Source organism: Paraburkholderia sp. BGA-UO-ETr-F21 (assembly GCF_059567925.1).
The window spans coordinates 245,508-263,241 of sequence record NZ_JCAQOY010000029.1; the positions used below are offsets into that span (position 1 = coordinate 245,508).

Here is a 17,734-nt window from a genome sequence, read left to right on the forward strand (position 1 = left end):
GGGGCAGCGAACAATTGCTTAAATATCATTGTTCGGCTATAAAACCCGAAAGCATCGGAGATTGACGAGGGAGGTGGGTTATCGAACAGACAGCTCATATGCATCCGTTTTACTGACGGCGGCTGCAAAGTGAAGCTACTGCGGTGCAACAAGAGAACCGGGAATGAGAGACCAACGGTTCGCGCACTCGGGTACTCCACCGGCCGATGCAGCACGTACACAAATGAAATAAATGAAGTCCGAGGGTTCAAATGAAAAAATTCACACAACGTTTTCTGAACGACAACAAAGGCGTGACCGCCATTGAATATGGCCTGATCGCGGGGCTTGTTGTGCTCGTCATCGCTACAGCGGTGGGGAGTGTCGGCTCGAATATCTCGGCTGTGATGAACAAAGTCGCCAGCCTGATTACCACGTAATAATCATCAAGGGCAAACCGTAAGCGTCGTGCGAAGCGGTTGGGCGTAGCGGTCGTCGTTCCGGCGACCGCTCGTTTCGCTGACGTATTACGCATCGCTGAATGATTAATGCGAATTGCATTGCAATTCGCAGGGCGTAGCTTTGCCTGTCGAGCGCGAAATGAATGTTTTCGTTGGCATTATGTTATTTATCGTCTGGGCCGCGGCAGTCGCGATTAGCGATTGCCGCTGGCGGCGTATATCCAATTCGATTGTCGTGGCGGGTTTAGCCGCGGCATTCGGCTGCGCGCTATTTCAATGCGGGCCTTTCGGGATTTCTCCTGCTCGCGCGGGTATTGGGGCGCTGATTGGTCTCGCTGCGTTGCTGCCGTTTTTTGCGCTCGGTGTCATGGGCGCCGCCGACGTCAAGATCTTCGCCGTGCTGGGTGCGTGGTGCGGTATGCAGGCGTTGCCCGGTCTGTGGATGGCCGCGAGTCTTGCAGCCGGCGTGCATGCGCTCTGGCTGCTGATCAAGACCCGCTCGCGGCTCATGGGTCTTGTCCGTCGATCCGGCGCGACCTTCGAACTTGCCGGTAAAGCATCCACGCCGTACGCCGCGTGTCTCACCGTGGCCGCAAGCGGCTGGCTCGTGCTGCATGGCATGGCCGGAGGACTGCGATGAAGCCGGCCATGATGCAGCGCACGTGTTTGCAACACCAGCGAATCCATCAACGCGGAGCGCGGGCGCAGCGCGGTGCCACGGCGATTGAATTCGCCCTGGTGTTCCCGCTCTTCTTCGCGATCCTGTACGCGATCATCACGTTCAGCCTGATCCTCGTGGCCCAGCAGAATCTGACCTTGGCCGCGGAAGAGGGTGCGCGCGCGGCCTTGAACTGGCAGAGCAACACGTCGCTGCAAACCGCGTTGACCAACCGCGGCAATGCGGCCTGCGCGGCGGCCAAGCTGGTGGCCTCGAAACTGGTGCAGGCCATGCAATGCACGCCGTCTTCCGCGACGTGCGGGCCGGGCGGCGCCATGCAATGCGTGAACGTGCTGCTCACTTATAACTATCAGGCGAATCCGATCGTGCCGATCCTGCCGCTGCTGGGAATCGTGGTGCCGAAGTCGTTGTCGAGCAGCGCCACCGTACAACTCAATCCGGAGAACATCCAGTGACGCGCGCGCCGGCTCCGTGCCTCGTCGTCCGTGAATGCGTGATTGCACGCGCGCACGGCACCGCATCGTTTAACCGAAGCAGCCAATCGTCATGCCGAATCTGACCAGAATTTTTGCCGGTGTATTGATCGTGGTGGCGCTCGTGCTCGGGATGTTCGCGTGGACACTGTCGCGCCGCCCGGCGCCCGTGGCCGTCACGCCCGCCATGCATGCGAGTTTTCCGGTGGTGGTGGCGACCCGCACGCTGACGGCGGGCAAAGCCATTACCCCCGACGATCTGCGCGTGCAATCGCTGCCGATCAATCCGAACGGCGCCTTCACGGAGCCGGCGCAACTGGCCGGGCGCGTGCCGAACGCGGAGATCGGCGCGGACTCGCCGGTGCTGGAAAGCCAGTTGTCGTCGGGGCTCGCGGAGCGCGTCGAACCGGGCGAGCGCGCGCTCGCCGTGCGGGTGGACGAGGGCAACGCGGTCGGCAACCGTCTGCGGCCGGGCAATTTCGTCGACGTATTTTTTACGCTCAAGCGCGACGGCGGCAGCATGGGGAACGGCGGCGAAATCGACCGGACCCAGGCGCGTCTGCTGATGTCGAAAGTGCGCGTGCTGGCGTTCGGCAACGCCACCGCGAGCGGCGACAGCGCGGGCGATCCGAACGGCATGGTTCGCACGGCGGTGCTCGCCGTGCCGGTCGCCGATGTCGATCGTCTGACGCTCGCCGAGAGCGCCGGCCGTCTGATCTTCGCGTTGCGTAATCCGAAGGATGCCGAAGTAGTCGATCAAAGCGTTTTGCCGGCTTATCCGGGCGTGCTGAAGACCGCGGCCCAGGCGGGCACTGGCGCGCCGCTTCAGGATTCGACCCGCGCCGCAGCCGGCGTGGCGCTCGACACCTTGTCGGGCAGCGTGAACGCTGGCAGCGCCGGCGCCGCCGCACGGCTGCCGCCGCTTCCGCGCGTGCTGCCGACGCGCGTGGCCGGCAATACCAACAGTACAAAGAGCGGTATCGAAGTGATACGGGGTGGGCGCGCCGAGACGGTCGCCTGGTAAAGCAGTTTCAGGGAGCGGGCGGCCGGTCGCGTCCATAACTACATGACAGAACGGATTTTTGTTTTCCGCAAGACGGCGTGGCTGGGGGTGGTCTTGCTGGCCGTATCGGCGGCGACCGATGCAGCAGGGCCGGTGCAGCGCGGGCAGGCGGCGCAAGCGGCACAAGCGGCACAAGCGGCACAAGCGGCACAAGCGGGTCAATCGGCCCAGCCAGCGCTCGCTGCGCCTGGGCAGACCATTGCGCTGTCGGTCGGCGCGCAGCAGCAAATCGCCGTCGGCCACACGCTGCAACGTGTCGCGATCGGTGACCCGTCGGTGGCCGACGTGCTGATCATCAAGGGCGACAAGCGCGGTGGCGTGCTGCTGGTCGGCAAGGCTGCGGGCACGACCAACCTGATGCTGTGGGCGCGCGAGCGCGAAGCGCCGTTGCAATATACGGTCGACGTGACCACGCCGGCCGCCGCGTCGTTGCTGGGACCCGACACGCCGGCTGTGAAAGTGCTCGGCGGCACGGCCGTGGTGTCCGGCACGTCCGCGACAATGGAGGCTCACCAGCGCGCCGTGGTCGCGGCCGAGGGCTCGCTCGGCAAGGACGGTTCGGTATTCGACACGTCGAGGGTGGCGAGCCGCGCAGTCGTCCAGGTAGACGTGCGGGTGGTCGAGTTCAGCCGTTCGGTGTTGAAGGAAGTGGGCTTCAACTTCTTCAAGCAGAACAACGGCTTCACATTTGGTTCGTTCGCGCCGTCGGCTTTGACTTCGGTGTCGGCGACGGCGGGCCAGGCGCCGAGTCTGACCGGCGTGACGCCGATCTCGTCGGCGTTCAACCTGATTTTCAACTCCGCGACGCACGGGCTGTTCGCGAACCTGAGTCTGCTCGAGAGCAACAACCTCGCGCGGGTGCTCGCGGAGCCGACTCTGGTCGCGTTGTCAGGCCAGAGCGCGAGTTTCCTCGCCGGCGGCGAGGTGCCGATTCCGGTGCCGCAGGCGCTCGGTACGACTTCGATCGAATTCAAGCCGTACGGCATTGGACTCACGCTCACGCCGACCGTCCTGAGCCCGCAACGCATCGCCCTGAAAGTGGCGCCGGAGGCTAGCCAGCTGGACTTCGCCAACGCGGTGACGATCAGCGGCGTGTCGGTGCCCGCGTTCATCACGCGGCGAGCGGACACCACCGTCGAACTCGGCGACGGCGAGAGCTTCGTGATCGGCGGGCTGATCGACCGCGAGACGGCGTCGAATGTCTCGAAAGTGCCGTTGCTCGGCGACCTTCCCGTGATCGGGACGTTCTTCAAACAGCTGAACTACCAGCAGAACGAGAAAGAGCTGGTGATCATCGTGACGCCGCATCTGGTCTCGCCGCTCGCCAAGGGCGCGACCTTGCCGTCGACGCCGGGCGAGCAGTCCGAGCAGCGCAACGGGCCGGTGTGGCGCTCGCTGATCGGCGGCGTGGCGGCGCGCGATTCGTCGCCGGGATTTTCGAAGTGAAGCCGGCAGGCGCTCTTGCAGTGCGCCGGATGAATACAGGGGTGAGCCGGCGTGCGCGCGAACCGCGCGCGTCCGCCGGCAAGCAGTACGACGCGGGGGCTTTGTCGCCTATGCCGCATAAGGAAGTCCAACATGAACGCGAGAACGCATTCATTGACTGAACGGGCGGTCACCGACTATTTCGTGTTCGCGTCGCTAACCGACGAACACGTGCATTGGCTCGCCGATACGCTGGTGGGCGCCGGTGTGGTCGAAGTGGCCACGCTCGATCCGTCGATGCTGACACAGCGCATTGCGACGCTGAATCCGTCGCTGGTGTTCGTCGATTTTTCCTGCGGCCGCGCCGCGGCGGCGAGCGCTGCCGCGAGCGCGGTGCGCGCCGCCTATCCCAGCATGCAGATCGTCGCGCTGGGCTCGCTCGCGGAACCCGAAAGCGCGCTGGCCGCGTTGCGTGCCGGCGTGCGCGACTTCATCGATCTGACGGCGCCCCGCGAAGACGCTCTGCGAATCACGCGCCAGGTGCTCGACAACCTTGTCGAGCCGGTTAGCCGCCATGGCCATGTCACCGCGCTGCTGGGCGCGCGCGTCGGCATGGGCGTGAGCACGCTGGCCGCGAATCTTTCGGTGATGCTGCAACGGCGCGATGTCGCGCAGGGCCGGCAAGCGGCGTTGCTCGATCTCGGCCTGCCGGCCGCGGACGCCTCGCTGCTCCTGAATACGCGCAGTGAATTCAATTTCGTCGAAGCCGTGCGCAACCTGCGCCGCTTCGATCAGACCTTCGTGCATACCGCGCTGTCGCACCACGCGAGCGGCCTCGCGCTCACCACGCTGCCGCCGAATCTGGCGGACATGCGCGAGGTCTCGTACTCGTCGTCGATCGGTTTGCTGAGCCGCCTGCGGGCGTTCTTCGACCAGCAGATCGTCGATCTCGGCGGCTTCACCAATGGCGAGTTCATCGCCCATGTCGTGCAGGCCGCCGATGAAACCTGGCTGCTGTGCGATCAGGGCGTGGCCTCGATCGTATCGGCAGTCGGCGTGCTCGACGCGTTGCGCGAAGAGGGCGTGGATACCGCGAACGTGCAGCTGATCGTCAACAAGTTCGACGCCGATCTCGGTCTCGCCGCCGCGCAGATCGCGCAACGTCTGGACATTCCATTGCTCGCCACCTTGCCGGAGCGGCGTATCGCGCTTGGGCAGGCGGTCAATCAGGGGCATCTGCTGGCCGATGTCGCCGCGCGCGATCCGTATGTGCGCGCGCTCGAACCGTTGATCGAGCGGCTCGGCGGCGCCGAGCGCACCGCTTCGCAGGCACGCGGCAAGTCGGCTCTCGGCGCGCTCAAGCGCCTCATTCCAACCACTCACAAGCGGTCATAGACGATGGCAAAAGAAATCGAATTTGCCGACGACGCGCCTTCGTTCGCGCATAGCCAGCAGTTCCAGGATATCAAGAACGCGGCGCACGAACATCTGCTCACGCGTATTGAGGAACTCGGCTCCGAGTTCGGCCGCTGGTCGCGTAACGCGATCAACCAGTTCGTCGATCTGGAGATGGACAGCTTCGTCAGGCTGCGCCGCATACCGATCAACGAGAGCGAAGTGCGCCTGATCGCGGAAGCGCTGACCAAGGAACTCGCGGGCTTCGGTCCGATCGAGGATCTGCTCGCCGATCCGGCCGTTGAAGACATTCTGATCAACGGCTACAACGACGTGTACGTGTCGCGCCACGGCATTCTGACGCGCATTCAGGTGCGCTTTGCCGACAACGCGCACCTGCTGCGAATCGTGCGGCGCATTCTCGCGCCGATCGGCCGACGTCTGGACGAATCGAATCCGATGGTCGATGCGCGTCTGCCGAACGGCGGCCGTGTGAACGTGGTGATCGAGCCGCTCTCGATCGACGGGCCGATCGTCTCGATCCGCAAATTCCGCAAAGATCCGATGCGGCCCGACGATCTGCTCGGCAACGGCACCTACAGTCCGGAGATCGGCGCGTTGCTCGAAGCCGCGGTGGCGGCGCGCTGCAATGTGCTGGTGTCGGGCGGCACGAGCTCGGGCAAGACGTCGCTGCTCAATGCGCTGGCGTTTCATATTCCCGAACCGGAACGGGTCGTGACCATCGAGGACACTGCCGAACTGTCGCTGAACCATCCGCACGTGGTGCGGCTGGAAAGCCGGCCGGGCGGCTTCGACGGCGCGGGCGTCGTGACGATTCGCGACCTGCTGCGCAATACCTTGCGGATGCGGCCGGACCGCATCATCGTCGGCGAAGTGCGCGGCGGCGAGGTGCTCGAAATGCTGCAGGCGATGAACACCGGCCACGACGGCTCGATGGGCACCGTGCACGCGAGCTCGCCGCGCGAATGTCTGTACCGGCTCGAAATGCTGGCGGGTTTCGCGGGCTTTCAGGGCACCGAGTCGAGCCTGCGCCGCCAGATCGCCAATGCGATCGACTTCATCGTGCAGATCGGCCGGCTCTCCAACGGCCGCCGTCGGATCCTGTCGATCACGGAAGTGACGGGGCTGTCCGACAACATCATCGCCACGCAGGAGCTGTATCGCTACGAGCCGATCCTGACCGCCGAAGGCGACGAGCTCGACAACTGGGTCTCGCTCGGCATTCATCCGCACTCGCCGAAGCTGGCGCGTTTCCGCCAGGCGCTCGGCGGCGGCGAGGCAAACAATGCGTTCGGCAACGCGGGCTTCGGCGGCGGCTTTGGCGGATCGGGCGGTGGCGGCGGATTTGGCGGTGGCGGCTTCGGCGGTGGTGGTGGCGGGTTTGGCGGAGGCTTCAATGTCTAGCGCGGTCCTGGTCTTCGCGGCGCTTGCGCTGCTCTGCGCGGCGCTCGCATTGCTGCTCTGGCAGCGCGGCGCGCAACGCAAAGGCCAGGTGAGCGCGGAACGCTACATCGACAGCCGCATGGCGTCGCCTAACGGGGGTTCGTTTGGGGCGTCCCCCATGGCGGCCGGCGTCGCTGCGGGTGGGATGGGCAGCGGCCCGGCAAGCGGTGCGCGCGGCGGCCCCGCGCGCGCCGTCGCGACGCAGGCCGTGATCGCTCCGCAGGCACCGTCTGCCAACGCTGGCTGGCTCGAGTATTGGCGTTATCTGCAGGCGCGCGTGCGTTTCATGGTGCGGCACGCGATGGCGCGTGCGGGCATTGCCAATGCAAAAGCGCCGGCCGCGCTCGCGGGCACCGTGGTGTTGCTGCTGTGCGGCTGGGCCGCGCTCGCAGGCGGCTTGCTCGCGGCCGGCGCCGCGTTGATCGCCTGCGTGATGTTCTTCTATTTTCTGTTGACGCTGCGCGTGAACAAACGCCGTCAGCAGATCGTGCGGCAGTTGCCGCTGTTTCTCGACGGCATCGTGCGTCTGATCACGCTCGGCAACAGCGTGCCCGCGGCCTTCCAGGCCGCGATGCAAACCACCGAGGCGCCGCTGCGCGAATGCCTCGACTACGTGTCGCGAATGCTGCGCACCGGCGTGGAGATCGATCGCGCGCTCTCCCAGGTCGCGCTGATCTATGGCGTGCGCGAACTCGAACTGGTCGGCGCCGTGCTGCGTCTGTCGGTCAAATACGGCGGACGCGCCGACGTCATGCTCGAACGGATGGCCTCGTTCATGCGCGACCTCGAACACGCCGAGCGCGAACTGGTCGCGATGTCGGCGGAAACGCGGCTCTCGTCGTGGGTGCTGGCCATGCTGCCGGTCGGGATCGGCGGGTTTCTGATCCTCTCCAATCCTAAGTATTTCGCGTCGATGTGGTTCGACCCGACCGGCCGGCAACTGGTCTATCTGGCGTTTGCATTGCAGCTGGGCGGGGCCTATCTGTTGTATCGCCTCGCGAACCTGAGGAATTGACGATGCAGACTCAACAACTCGTCGCACTCGCGCTCGCTCTGGCGGCACTCGGCTTGCTGCTGATCGCAGGCCTCGTGCTGGCGCGCGTGGCGGCGGCGCGGCGCAGCGAACGCACGCTGCGCCACGCGCTCGACGAGCGCGCGCTGCTCGCCGCCGCGGCGGCACGCAATGGAGAAGGCGCACAGAGTGGCGCGAAGGCGGCAGCGCGCAGCGCTCGGCCCACGGGTCTCAAAGGCCTGCTGGAGCGCTTTGCGCATGCCGGGATTCGCTGGCTCGACACGCCGTTGGGCCGCCAGATCGTCGCGGAAGAAGATCGCCGGCTGCTCGAACAATGCGGTTTCGTGGATACGCGCACGCGTGGCCTCTTTCTGGTGGCGCGGCTGGTCGGTGCGCTGGTGCTGCCCGTGCTGGTCGCCATGCTGGCGCGCGGTCAGCTGGAGGGGGCACGCTATATGGCGTTGGTGATCATCGCCGCGATGGTGGGCTTCATGTTGCCGAAGGTCGTGTTGCGGCGGCGTGCCAGCAAGCGCCGCAACGGTGTGGTCGACGAATTGCCGTTGCTGGTCGATTTGCTGCGTCTCCTGCAAGGCGTGGGCTTGTCGCTCGATCAGAGCCTGCAGGTGGTGGTCAACGATTTTCGCGGCATGTTGCCGGTGCTCGCCGGCGAGCTGGAGATCGCGCAACGTCAGTTCGCCGCGGGACGCACGCGCGAGCAGTCGCTGAACCGGCTCGCGACGAGCTACGACAACGAAGATCTGCGCGCGGTGATGCGCTTGCTGGTGCAGGTCGACCGGCACGGCGGCGCCGTGCAGGAACCGCTCAAGCAGTTCGGCGACCGCCTGCGGGAGACGCGCCGCGCGATGCTGCGCGAACGTATCGGCCGGCTCGCCGTGAAGATGACAGGCGTGATGATCGTGACGCTGTTGCCCGCGTTGATGATCGTCACGGCCGGACCCGGCGTGCTGGCTGTCCAGCATTCGTTGGGCGCAGCGAAGCACTGAGGATTTGCCATGACTTACAGTCTCCCGTTCGATTCCGTCAAACCGGGCGCCCGTTGCGCCGCGACGCTGGCCGCGCTGTCGCTGCTCGGCGCGTGCGCATCTAAAGACCTTGTGGGTTACGGCGTCGGACCGCAGGCCGAGCGCGCCGTGCTGGCCCAGCAGGCCAATAAGGATCCCGCGCCGGACACGCCCGGCATGTACCTCGGCTTGATCGACCGGATGCAATCTCAGGGACTGTACTTCGCTTCGCTCGCGCATATCGATGCGTACGACAAGCAGTACGGCGCGAGCCCCGACTCGATTCTGCTGCGCGCCGACGCGCTGCGTATGACCGATCAGCCTGCCGCCGCCGTGGCCGTCTACGGACAACTGCTGAAGACGCCGCTCGCCACGCGTGGCTATCGCGGCCTCGGTCTGATCGCTGGCGCGGCCGGCGACTTCACGCGCGCCGCGCAGGAATTTCAGCAGGCGGTCCAGCTCGCGCCGACCGATGCGGCGACCTTGTCCGACCTCGGCTATGCGCGTTTGCGCGACGGCGATGTGGACGGTGCGCGCGTGCCGCTCATGAAGGCGGCCGAACTGGACCCGACCAATCCGAAGATCGTCAGCAACGTGGCGCTCTATCTGCTCGCCAATGGCGACCAGGCGCAGGCGCTGGCCGTGATGAATCAGCAGCAACTCGCGCCGGACGTGCGAGCCGCGATTCGCAGCGACGCGGCGAAAGTGGCCGCGGCAGGGCGTGCGCAACGCGGCGCGCCAGCGCAGCCACAGGTGGGCGCGGGGAGTACGGGCGCGCGCACGGTCGCGAGCGCGCAGGGGATCGAGCCCGCGCCGCGTCTGTTGCAGCGTTTTTCGCAATGAGCGGGCGCGTGGCGACTTCGTGCTGAGGCATCAGGCAATCAGGGAGCAACAATGAAAAACAGAATGACGAAGCGGGGTTGGCGGGCGGCAAAGTCGAGCCGGCGGCTGGCGAAGGCCGCGATGGCCGCGATGGCCGCAATGGCCGGTATGCTGCTGGGCGCGTCCGCTCCCGCGAGCGCGCAGACGAGCGACACGGAACAGCCGGTTCAGGCTGTGCAACCGGTGGTGCAGGCCAGCGAAGTGGGTCACGCGGCCCGTGCCTGGCTCGACCTGCAGAGCAGCAATACGCAGACTGCGCCGGCGCTGCCGATGCTCGGCGCCGAAGCCGGGCTGGCCTACCGTCGGTATATGGAATCGTTCAAGAGCAAGATTCCCGATCTGTATGGCTCCGCATTGAATAGCGGCAGCGGGGGCAGCGGCGCGATGGGCTTGAACAGCGGCATCGGCGGAAGTAGCGGTGGCTCGAACTGACATGCGCAAGTTGCCTTTTGCCATGCGCCTCGCCGCGCGCAACGCACGTCCGCTGCACGCGCGGCGCGCGCTCGCGCGCGGTCAGCATGGCGCGGTCGCGGTGGTCGCGGCGATCTGGCTGAGCCTCGCGATCGCGGCGCTCGGCGCGATCGATGTCGGCAACGTGTATTTCGCGCGCAGGCAATTGCAGCGCACGGCCGATCTGGCCGCGATGGCGGCGGTTCAGATGATCGCCTCCTCGGGCGGTTGCGCGACGGCTACCACCGCCGCGCAGCAGAATGCGAGCGCCAACGGTTTCACGACCGGCAGCACCACGACTATCACCACCACGTGCGGCCGCTGGGACACGAGTTCGAGCACGTACTTCGGCACCAGCGGCAACCCGCTCAATGCGGTGCAGGTGACGACGACTCAACGCGTACCGTACTTCTTCGTCGGACCGAACCGTAACGTCTCGGCGACGGCTACCGCGTTCGCCTCCAACATCGACGCGTTCTCGCTCGGCACCGGCATCGCGACGATCAATACGCAACAGTCGGCGCTGTTGAACGCGATCCTCGGCGGACTGCTGAAAACCAGCGTGTCGCTGAGCGTGGGCGACACGCAGAGTCTCGCGACGGCGCACGTCAAGCTGGACGATCTGAAGGTGGCGCTGGGTGCCGCGACGATGAAGGGGCTGCTCGGCACCACGGTGAGTTTTCAGCAACTGATGGTCGCGATGGTCAACGCGCTGCAGGCGGGCGGCGACACCATCAACGCGGCGATTCTGCAGAAGGTGGCCGTGGCCATTCCGGGCGGGCAGAACATTGCGATCGGCGACGGCGGCACGTCCGCGCCAGGACTGCTCGCGCTCGGCCTCGCTAATCCGAATGCCGCGGCGAGCGCGACGATCAACGCGTTCGATGCTTTACTGGTCGCCGCACAGATCGCGCAACGCAGCCCGGATGGCAGCCAGGGCAACGCGCCGGTGATCAATGTGGCGGCCGGGCTGGCCGGCGTGGCGGGCATTTCGCTACAGATCATCAATCCGCCCGTGTTGGCCGTAGGCGAGGGCGGCACGTCGGCCGACGGGACGTACCGGACTCAAGCGCGCACGGCGGTGATCAACGCGAGCGTCAATCTGTTGCCGGTGATGTTCACGCCGATCAGCCTGAATCTCGGCATCGGCTCGATCAGCATCGCCGCTCTCAATACCCCGATCATGCTTTCGTTGACGAGTGCGCAGGGCACTGCCTCACTCAGTTCGGTCGGCTGCGAATCGACCAAGGCGGCGACCAAGGCCACGATTCAGGTCGCTCCGAGTATTGCTACGGTCTGCCTCGGGGCAAACGCGGCTTGCGGCGGCTTGATCAACATCGCTGACGTTACGGTGTGGACCATTCTGACCGGCACGATTGACCTCACGCAGATCGCGCTTGGTGGCACGGGCCAATTGCCATTGGCGCCGCCCTCGCCGCAGCCCGTTACCTTCAACGGTTCATCCGGCAGTTTCGACTCGTCGATCACCGTCAATTCCAATGCCGTCGGAAGCGACGCGTCGACGCTAACCGCGCAGCTACTCAAGGCGTTGCCGAACCTGCTTCAAGTGACCGCTGCGGGGCTTGACTTGACAACGGTCACCAAGCCCTTGCTCGCGGCCCTCGCGCCCGTATTCTCGACGGCTCTCCAACCCGTTTTCAACCTGCTCGACGCAGTCCTCGTCCCGACACTTTCCCTGTTGGGCGTTCAGGTCGGCACCGCCACGGTCCACAACATGTCGCTGACGTGCGGCGTCGCGCAACTGGTCAACTAGCCTATCCAAGATGAGAACCCCCACCAAAATCGAGGAACTCGATATCTACGTCTGGGAGGGCAAGGCCGACATCGTCGACCGGGTCGCGCGCTGCATGGCGAGCTTCGATGTCGAAGTGATCCGTGCGGACGATATCGCGATCTCGCCCGAACGGACCGCGCTGCGGCCGTCGCTCGCGATCATCAGCGTGTCGGTGATCGACAGCGGCGCGTTGATCCTGCGCGACTGGCAGGCGGCGCACGGCATCCCCGTCGTATGGGTCGGCGCCGCGCCGCGCGAACACGATCCGGCCACCTATCCGTCCGAGTACTCGCATATCCTGCCGCTCGACTTCACCTGCGCCGAATTGCGCGGCATGGTCATGAAGCTCGTGCTGCAAATGCGCGCGCATAGCGCGAAGACGCACGAGTCCGACGCGATGATCGCGAACTCGGAGTGCATGCAGGCGCTGCTGCACGAAGTCGATACTTTCGCCGACTGCGACACGAGCGTGCTGGTGCACGGCGAAACCGGCGTCGGCAAGGAGCGCATCGCGCAACTGCTGCACGAGAAACATAGCCGCTACGGGCAAGGCCCGTTCGTCGCGGTGAACTGCGGCGCGATACCGGACGGCCTGTTCGAGTCGCTGTTCTTCGGTCACTCGAAAGGCTCGTTCACGGGCGCGGTGGTCGCGCATAAAGGCTATTTCGAGCAGGCCGACGGCGGCACGCTGTTCCTCGACGAAATCGGCGATCTGCCGCTCTATCAGCAGGTCAAGCTGCTGCGCGTGCTCGAAGACAGCGCGGTCACGCGTATCGGTTCGGCGACGCCGGTGAAGCTCGACTTCCGGCTGGTGGCGGCGACCAACAAATTGCTGCCGCAACTGGTGAAGGACGGCACGTTTCGCGCCGACCTGTACTACCGCCTCGCCGTGATCGAGTTGAAAATTCCGTCACTCGAAGAGCGGGGCGCCGTCGACAAGATTGCGATCTTCAAGGCGTTCATCGCGCAGATCGTCGGTACCGAGCGTCTGGCTGCTTTGCCCGACCTGCCGTACTGGCTCGCCGATGCCGTGGCCGATACCTATTTCCCCGGCAATGTGCGCGAGCTGCGCAACCTGGCCGAGCGCATTGGCGTGACCGTGCGCCAGATCGGCGCGTGGGATGCGGCGCGCCTGCAACGGCTTCTCGCGCTGGCGCGCACCAGCCAGCCGGTGCCGGCGGAGAGTGTCGCCGAGGTGCTGGTGGACCGCAGCAAATGGGACATGGCCGAGCGTAACCGCGTGCTGGCCGCGCTCGACGCAAACGGCTGGCGTCGCCAGGATACGGCGCTCTATCTCGGCATCAGCCGCAAGGTGCTGTGGGAGAAAATGCGCAAGTACCAAATTTTTGACGAAGAGCCCGAAACACGCGAAAGTGAGTAATAATGAGACGGTTGTACTAAAACAAAAACTGTTCAAGCAGGAATTACATGGACCGAAAGTCGAAACTACGACAGATTGCCTTCGCCGCAGTCATCGCGATGGGGGCAGCGCGGGGTGTCAATGCGCAGGCTCTGCCGGACAGCAGCACGAGCGCTGGCGCCGTGAGCGGCGTTGTTTCCCAGCCAGGCACGACGGCGGCGTTGCCGGCAACTTCACAGGCGGGACAGGCCCAGACTTCCGCGCTCACGCCCGACGAAGCGAAGCAATCCGCCGCGGGTAACGTGGCGGAATTGCAGCAAATGATCCACGGCTCGGATCTGAGCGAACTGCGCACCACTTATAACGGTAGTTACGGCGCGAGCTTGCTGTTTTACGGCAAGGAAATGACGTACTACGTGGCGCTGTTCCAGCAGAAAAACTTCTGGCGGGTCATCAAGACGCAGGACGCGGCGCGTGCCGACATGATCTACAAGGATTTCGTGCGTCAGACGGTGCAACTGTCGGACGTCGAGATTCGCCGCACGCAACTCGAGGCGCAGAAGGCGTTCACGGAGCGGATGATCGCGCTGTCGCAGGACCGTGCGAACCGCCTGCAAGCGGACCTGGATGTTGCGCGTCAGCAGCAGACCATCGTGGCGAGCCAGCAGCAGCAAACGCGCGCCGAAGCCACGGCGCTCGCTCAGCAGAAAGCTTCCGCGCAAGATCAGTTGCGTGCCGCGCAGCGTCAGGTACGCGAGCTGCAACGCCAGTTGGAAAGCGGTTTGCCCTCGCACTGAGGGCGATGCTCTGAGGACTGTCGGCTGGGCAGGGCGGCGCGGGATTGGAGATGCCGCCCGACACCTGCCCGCTGTGCTTGCTGCGCAAGCAGCGCCTGCCACCCTCGGCATGCGACCTCTGCGATACCGCATCTGACGAGCACGCGCTCAAGGGGCCACACCTGGCTCACCGCATCTGCGCGGGCGAGCCCAACCTTCACGACATCATTTCGCTGTGCCCACGTGATACATCAGTGCGGCAATTTCTAGCGCCGCTTCTTTCCCTCCGAAGACCCCTCTTTGTCCTCCACGTGATGCGGGTCTCCCGTGTCCACAGCGATCGGATCGCTGGCGGGAAAACTTTCCTCGAGTGCCTCATCGAGCCTGTTGTCCTCGGACTCAGCGGATTCGGCGGGCGTTTGCGTTTCGGCTTTGTGAGTTTCGTGTTGCTTCTTGCTGGTCATGACGTGCTCCGTGAGAAGAGAGTCGGCAATCCAGCATAGCGCAAAGCGGGCGCCGGCGAATATCGGCCGAATGGCTTAGGAATGTGCGCGTAAGCGTCTGCTTCAAAAGCGCGAGGCGAACGAGCGGGGAGGCGAAGCGGCGTCATCAATAAAAACTTAAAACCAATGCGCATCAGCTCGTTTTCCGTGTGTCGACGCAAAGCGGCGCGGGAAAAACAAAATCAATCGCCGATCGTGTTGGCCGGAAGACCGCAACGCATGTCGCGAACCGGCAGTGTCGAGCTCGGGAGGAGCGCAACCAGGAACCCGTGAACAACAAGGCAGCGAAAACCATGAACCGGAAAAAAACTGCGTGCGCACAGCGCCTCAACGCGTCACACGTCGTGGAAGCAGAACTGGAACATCTGGATTGGGCAACGAGGCAACCGGCGCAGCGCATGCTGGACGCCTGCTATTGGCGCCGCCGCGTGCTGGCGGTCAAATGTGGATTCGAACTGACGGAACTGCAGGTGATGCGCCTGGAAAAGATCTTGCAGCGGCTCGGCCATTCAACGGAGTAGCCGAGCGCTGTTGCGGCAACTTACTCGGTGCCGCCATTACCACCGTTACCACCATTACCACCGCCGTTGCCACCGTGACTGCCGCCACCATGGTGGCCGCCGCCATGATTACCACCGTCGCCGCCCGTGCCGAACAAACGACGGCGGCGCGTCACGACCACGGGGCCGTCCGACGTGCTGCTGCTACGATCTGACGCAGGCCGGTCCGAAGACGGCGCGCCATACGACTCGCGCGGTTCACGCGGTTCGCGCGGCTCACGATGATCGCGCGGTTCACGCGAACCGTGCGGACCGCGCGTGGTGTGTTCGCCGTGCGACGGACGCCCCGCGCGCGGAGCCGGACGCGTGCCGGTGTCGAGCTGGATCGTCGAGATCGCGCGCTTGTAGATGCCTTGCAGGCCGACAGGCGTGCGCAGCATCACCAGATACTGATCGAACGACTCGATGCACCCGGTCAGGCGGATGCCATTGACAAGGTAGATCTCAACGCGCTTTCGTTCTTTGCGCGCGGCGTTCATGAAGTCGTTTTGCGGATGCGATTCTGCGGAAGCCATGGACAATTCAGGTTAGAAAGACGGTTGTTCGCCGCGATTCTACCCTGTGTGGGGGCGGAACGCGTCGGCGGGCGAACTGCGTCCACTATAACGGCTTGTGGACACATAAGCATCTGATAACTATTGACTGTAACGTTGAGTTACGAATCTGCGGACGAATGCCGCATTCTTCCGCCACCCGCAGGCCCTCGCGGCGCGGATGGCGGAAAAAGATAGCGCAGGGCGGCGCCTTCAGCGGAATAAACCACCGGCTGCCGGCGTTATATCAGGCATGGCGGCGCTGCATCGTGCGCGCGGCCGATCGGTTGCACGGTTCGCGCGAGGCGTCCCGGCGCCCATGAGGAGACTCACCATGAAACTATCCCGCATTCTCTCCGCCGTTTTCGTCCTGCTGGCGCTCGCGGGCGGCACGCTCGCGACGAGCGCGTGCACGTCCGCGACCGATAGCAGCGCCTCCGGCACGAGTGGTGGCACGGGCAGCGGCGGCGGCTACTGAACGTCTCGCGCCGGGTGAGTTTCGAAACTGAAGTGATTTCGTGGCTCCCGCAGTTGCGCCGCTACGCGCGCGCACTGACGGGTGACCGCGCCTGGGCCGACGACCTCGTGCAGGATACGGCGGAGCGCGCGCTCGCGCGCTGGGCGGCTTTCCGGCCGGACAGCAATCTGCGCGCGTGGCTGCTGACGATCCTGCGGCATCTCTACATCGACCAGTTGCGCGGCCGCCGCGAGATTGCCGTCGACGAAGAGAGCGCGCCGTGGCGCAATCTCGAAGCGCCTCAGGGTGAAGTCGACGGGCTCGTGCTGCGCGATCTGCAGCGCGCGCTGTATTGTCTGCCGGTCGAACAGCGCGAAGTGCTGTTGCTGGTCTGCGTGGAGGATCTGTCTTATCAGGAAGCGTCGCGCGCACTCGGCGTGCCGATCGGCACGGTCATGTCGCGGCTGTCGCGCGCGCGCGAACATATGCGCGCGTTGCTGACGGAGGGGCCGGCTCAAGGCCCGGCGCGTAAATCTCCGCCGTTGAAAGTAGTGAGAAACCCGTGATGAATAACGACGACTACGATTCCAGCTTGCCCGAAGGGCTCGACCTGCGAGCGCTGTCGGCGTTTGTCGACGATGAATTGCCGGGCACGGAGCGCGCCGCGATCGAGGCGCAACTGCACCAGCATCCGCAGGCCGCCGCGCGCGTGGCCGCCTGGCGCGCGCAGAAATCCGCGTTGCGGGCGTTGTGCGGCGCGCCGCCGCGCAGCGAGCGTGATGAGCGCAATCAACGCCGTGCGGACGATGCCGCCGACGAACCGGCCTTCATCGTGTTGCGCCGGAACACGCCATGGTGGCAGCGAGTGGGCGTCGCGGCCTGCTGGCTGGCGGCTGGCGCCGGGCTCGCGCTGGCTCTGGGTCCGCTCGCGCCGCGTCTGACCGGTGGCGCGTGGGGCGGTTTGGGCGGCCAGCCGCCGAGCTTCGCCCAGCGCGCGGACATCGCTTATGCGGTGTACACGCCGGAGCGTCGTCACCCGGTGGAGGTCGCGGCCAGCGAAGAAGAGCATCTGATCAACTGGCTCTCCAAGCGGCTGAACCGGCCGCTCTCGGTGCCGTCGTTGCAGGAGTATGGCTATTCGCTGGTGGGCGGGCGGCTGTTGCCCGGCGAAGCGGGACCGGCCGCGCAATTCATGTACGAGAACGGCAGCGGCGCGCGGCTCACGCTTTACGTCACCGGCACTTCGCGCGACGAAACCGCGTTCCGGCTGTTGCGCGAAGGCAACCGGCGCACCTTCTACTGGATCAACGACGGCATGGGCTATGCGCTCTCCGGGCCGATCGCGGAAGGCAAACTGCGCACCATCGCCATCGACGTGTGCAGCGCGCTCGGCGGCAAACCGGAGTCCTGGCAGTAGCGGTGTTCGCAGGCGCGAAACGCCGTCG

General features: G+C 65.2%; 20 protein-coding genes. 18 read left to right on the forward strand and 2 right to left on the reverse strand.

Annotation, left to right across the window (positions count from 1 at the left end; all coding sequences use genetic code 11):
* Window positions 1-251: 251 nt before the first annotated feature.
* The 14 genes from AC57B1_RS17490 to AC57B1_RS17555 all read left to right on the forward strand — a co-directional run bounded on the left by AC57B1_RS17490 (window position 252) and on the right by AC57B1_RS17555 (window position 14,257).
* The gene (locus tag AC57B1_RS17490; protein WP_496418148.1) at window positions 252-419 is read left to right on the forward strand and encodes a Flp family type IVb pilin; all 168 of its coding nucleotides are present in this window, start codon (window positions 252-254) and stop codon (window positions 417-419) included.
* Window positions 420-579: 160 nt separating this feature from the next.
* Window positions 580-1,080, forward strand: coding sequence for an A24 family peptidase (locus AC57B1_RS17495; protein ID WP_496418149.1), 501 nt, complete (start codon window positions 580-582; stop codon window positions 1,078-1,080).
* Entirely contained in the window at window positions 1,077-1,574 is a 498-nt protein-coding gene (locus tag AC57B1_RS17500; protein ID WP_408343205.1) for a TadE/TadG family type IV pilus assembly protein, read from the forward strand. The genes AC57B1_RS17495 and AC57B1_RS17500 overlap by 4 nt, the downstream gene beginning before the upstream one ends.
* Window positions 1,575-1,665: 91 nt before the next feature.
* Window positions 1,666-2,616: a Flp pilus assembly protein CpaB gene (cpaB, locus tag AC57B1_RS17505; protein ID WP_496418150.1), complete on the forward strand. Its 951-nt coding sequence runs from the start codon at window positions 1,666-1,668 to the stop codon at window positions 2,614-2,616.
* 42 nt (window positions 2,617-2,658) lie between these two features.
* Entirely contained in the window at window positions 2,659-4,101 is a 1,443-nt protein-coding gene (locus AC57B1_RS17510) for a type II and III secretion system protein family protein (RefSeq protein WP_496418151.1), read from the forward strand.
* 132 nt (window positions 4,102-4,233) lie between these two features.
* Complete coding sequence (locus tag AC57B1_RS17515; protein ID WP_408343209.1) at window positions 4,234-5,475, forward strand: fimbrial protein; 1,242 nt, start codon at window positions 4,234-4,236, stop codon at window positions 5,473-5,475.
* Between the two features lie 3 nt (window positions 5,476-5,478).
* Window positions 5,479-6,900, forward strand: coding sequence for a TadA family conjugal transfer-associated ATPase (locus tag AC57B1_RS17520; RefSeq protein WP_408343211.1), 1,422 nt, complete (start codon window positions 5,479-5,481; stop codon window positions 6,898-6,900).
* Entirely contained in the window at window positions 6,893-7,954 is a 1,062-nt protein-coding gene (locus tag AC57B1_RS17525) for a type II secretion system F family protein (RefSeq protein ID WP_496418152.1), read from the forward strand. The genes AC57B1_RS17520 and AC57B1_RS17525 overlap by 8 nt, the downstream gene beginning before the upstream one ends.
* Before the next feature lie 2 nt (window positions 7,955-7,956).
* Window positions 7,957-8,955 (forward strand): type II secretion system F family protein, encoded by a 999-nt coding sequence (locus AC57B1_RS17530; protein ID WP_496418153.1) that lies wholly within the window; start codon window positions 7,957-7,959, stop codon window positions 8,953-8,955.
* A gap of 9 nt (window positions 8,956-8,964) precedes the next feature.
* A complete protein-coding gene (locus AC57B1_RS17535; RefSeq protein ID WP_408343217.1) occupies window positions 8,965-9,816 on the forward strand; it encodes a tetratricopeptide repeat protein in 852 nt (283 codons plus the stop codon).
* A 51-nt stretch (window positions 9,817-9,867) separates the two neighbouring features.
* Window positions 9,868-10,287 (forward strand): DUF3613 domain-containing protein, encoded by a 420-nt coding sequence (locus AC57B1_RS17540; RefSeq protein WP_496418154.1) that lies wholly within the window; start codon window positions 9,868-9,870, stop codon window positions 10,285-10,287.
* A 1-nt stretch (window position 10,288) separates the two neighbouring features.
* Window positions 10,289-12,079 carry a TadG family pilus assembly protein gene (locus tag AC57B1_RS17545; protein ID WP_496418155.1) on the forward strand — a complete coding sequence of 597 codons (1,791 nt, stop codon included), beginning with the start codon at window positions 10,289-10,291 and terminating at the stop codon, window positions 12,077-12,079.
* A 10-nt stretch (window positions 12,080-12,089) separates the two neighbouring features.
* Window positions 12,090-13,481 carry a sigma 54-interacting transcriptional regulator gene (locus tag AC57B1_RS17550; RefSeq protein ID WP_496418156.1) on the forward strand — a complete coding sequence of 464 codons (1,392 nt, stop codon included), beginning with the start codon at window positions 12,090-12,092 and terminating at the stop codon, window positions 13,479-13,481.
* Window positions 13,482-13,528: 47 nt separating this feature from the next.
* Window positions 13,529-14,257 carry a DUF2968 domain-containing protein gene (locus tag AC57B1_RS17555; protein ID WP_408343223.1) on the forward strand — a complete coding sequence of 243 codons (729 nt, stop codon included), beginning with the start codon at window positions 13,529-13,531 and terminating at the stop codon, window positions 14,255-14,257.
* A gap of 245 nt (window positions 14,258-14,502) precedes the next feature.
* Here the strand turns inward: AC57B1_RS17555 and AC57B1_RS17560 are convergent, their stop codons facing one another.
* Window positions 14,503-14,700 (reverse strand): hypothetical protein, encoded by a 198-nt coding sequence (locus AC57B1_RS17560; protein ID WP_496418157.1) that lies wholly within the window; start codon window positions 14,698-14,700, stop codon window positions 14,503-14,505.
* Between the two features lie 332 nt (window positions 14,701-15,032).
* On the opposite strand from AC57B1_RS17560, the gene AC57B1_RS17565 reads away from it, so the two are divergent.
* Entirely contained in the window at window positions 15,033-15,260 is a 228-nt protein-coding gene (locus AC57B1_RS17565; RefSeq protein ID WP_091800581.1) for a hypothetical protein, read from the forward strand.
* A 20-nt stretch (window positions 15,261-15,280) separates the two neighbouring features.
* Here the strand turns inward: AC57B1_RS17565 and hfq are convergent, their stop codons facing one another.
* The gene (hfq, locus tag AC57B1_RS17570; RefSeq protein WP_408186007.1) at window positions 15,281-15,814 is read right to left on the reverse strand and encodes an RNA chaperone Hfq; all 534 of its coding nucleotides are present in this window, start codon (window positions 15,812-15,814) and stop codon (window positions 15,281-15,283) included.
* Between the two features lie 352 nt (window positions 15,815-16,166).
* On the opposite strand from hfq, the gene AC57B1_RS17575 reads away from it, so the two are divergent.
* Genes AC57B1_RS17575 through AC57B1_RS17585 form a run of 3 tightly spaced genes read left to right on the forward strand, consistent with a single transcriptional unit; the run spans window position 16,167 to window position 17,706 of the window.
* A complete protein-coding gene (locus AC57B1_RS17575; RefSeq protein ID WP_177204988.1) occupies window positions 16,167-16,310 on the forward strand; it encodes a hypothetical protein in 144 nt (47 codons plus the stop codon).
* A gap of 14 nt (window positions 16,311-16,324) precedes the next feature.
* Window positions 16,325-16,855 carry a sigma-70 family RNA polymerase sigma factor gene (locus AC57B1_RS17580; protein ID WP_408186006.1) on the forward strand — a complete coding sequence of 177 codons (531 nt, stop codon included), beginning with the start codon at window positions 16,325-16,327 and terminating at the stop codon, window positions 16,853-16,855.
* Window positions 16,855-17,706: an anti-sigma factor gene (locus AC57B1_RS17585; RefSeq protein WP_408186036.1), complete on the forward strand. Its 852-nt coding sequence runs from the start codon at window positions 16,855-16,857 to the stop codon at window positions 17,704-17,706. Before AC57B1_RS17580 ends, AC57B1_RS17585 begins: the two co-directional genes overlap by 1 nt.
* The last annotated feature ends 28 nt before the right edge of the window (window positions 17,707-17,734 follow it).

Excerpts from the sequence above, each read along its gene's own strand:
- AC57B1_RS17540 (WP_496418154.1), top strand. The coding sequence starts at position 9,868 with ATGAAAAACAGAATGACGAAGCGGGGTTGGCGGGCGGCAAAGTCGAGC.
- AC57B1_RS17545 (WP_496418155.1), top strand. The coding sequence starts at position 10,289 with ATGCGCAAGTTGCCTTTTGCCATGCGCCTCGCCGCGCGCAACGCACGT.
- AC57B1_RS17565 (WP_091800581.1), top strand. The coding sequence starts at position 15,033 with ATGAACCGGAAAAAAACTGCGTGCGCACAGCGCCTCAACGCGTCACAC.
- AC57B1_RS17575 (WP_177204988.1), top strand. The coding sequence starts at position 16,167 with ATGAAACTATCCCGCATTCTCTCCGCCGTTTTCGTCCTGCTGGCGCTC.
- AC57B1_RS17500 (WP_408343205.1), top strand. The coding sequence starts at position 1,077 with ATGAAGCCGGCCATGATGCAGCGCACGTGTTTGCAACACCAGCGAATC.
- AC57B1_RS17490 (WP_496418148.1), top strand. The coding sequence starts at position 252 with ATGAAAAAATTCACACAACGTTTTCTGAACGACAACAAAGGCGTGACC.
- AC57B1_RS17495 (WP_496418149.1), top strand. The coding sequence starts at position 580 with ATGAATGTTTTCGTTGGCATTATGTTATTTATCGTCTGGGCCGCGGCA.
- AC57B1_RS17530 (WP_496418153.1), top strand. The coding sequence starts at position 7,957 with ATGCAGACTCAACAACTCGTCGCACTCGCGCTCGCTCTGGCGGCACTC.
- AC57B1_RS17555 (WP_408343223.1), top strand. The coding sequence starts at position 13,529 with ATGGACCGAAAGTCGAAACTACGACAGATTGCCTTCGCCGCAGTCATC.
- AC57B1_RS17510 (WP_496418151.1), top strand. The coding sequence starts at position 2,659 with ATGACAGAACGGATTTTTGTTTTCCGCAAGACGGCGTGGCTGGGGGTG.
- AC57B1_RS17515 (WP_408343209.1), top strand. The coding sequence starts at position 4,234 with ATGAACGCGAGAACGCATTCATTGACTGAACGGGCGGTCACCGACTAT.
- AC57B1_RS17535 (WP_408343217.1), top strand. The coding sequence starts at position 8,965 with ATGACTTACAGTCTCCCGTTCGATTCCGTCAAACCGGGCGCCCGTTGC.
- AC57B1_RS17585 (WP_408186036.1), top strand. The coding sequence starts at position 16,855 with ATGAATAACGACGACTACGATTCCAGCTTGCCCGAAGGGCTCGACCTG.
- AC57B1_RS17525 (WP_496418152.1), top strand. The coding sequence starts at position 6,893 with ATGTCTAGCGCGGTCCTGGTCTTCGCGGCGCTTGCGCTGCTCTGCGCG.
- AC57B1_RS17560 (WP_496418157.1), bottom strand. The coding sequence starts at position 14,700 with ATGACCAGCAAGAAGCAACACGAAACTCACAAAGCCGAAACGCAAACG.
- cpaB (WP_496418150.1), top strand. The coding sequence starts at position 1,666 with ATGCCGAATCTGACCAGAATTTTTGCCGGTGTATTGATCGTGGTGGCG.
- AC57B1_RS17550 (WP_496418156.1), top strand. The coding sequence starts at position 12,090 with ATGAGAACCCCCACCAAAATCGAGGAACTCGATATCTACGTCTGGGAG.
- AC57B1_RS17520 (WP_408343211.1), top strand. The coding sequence starts at position 5,479 with ATGGCAAAAGAAATCGAATTTGCCGACGACGCGCCTTCGTTCGCGCAT.
- hfq (WP_408186007.1), bottom strand. The coding sequence starts at position 15,814 with ATGGCTTCCGCAGAATCGCATCCGCAAAACGACTTCATGAACGCCGCG.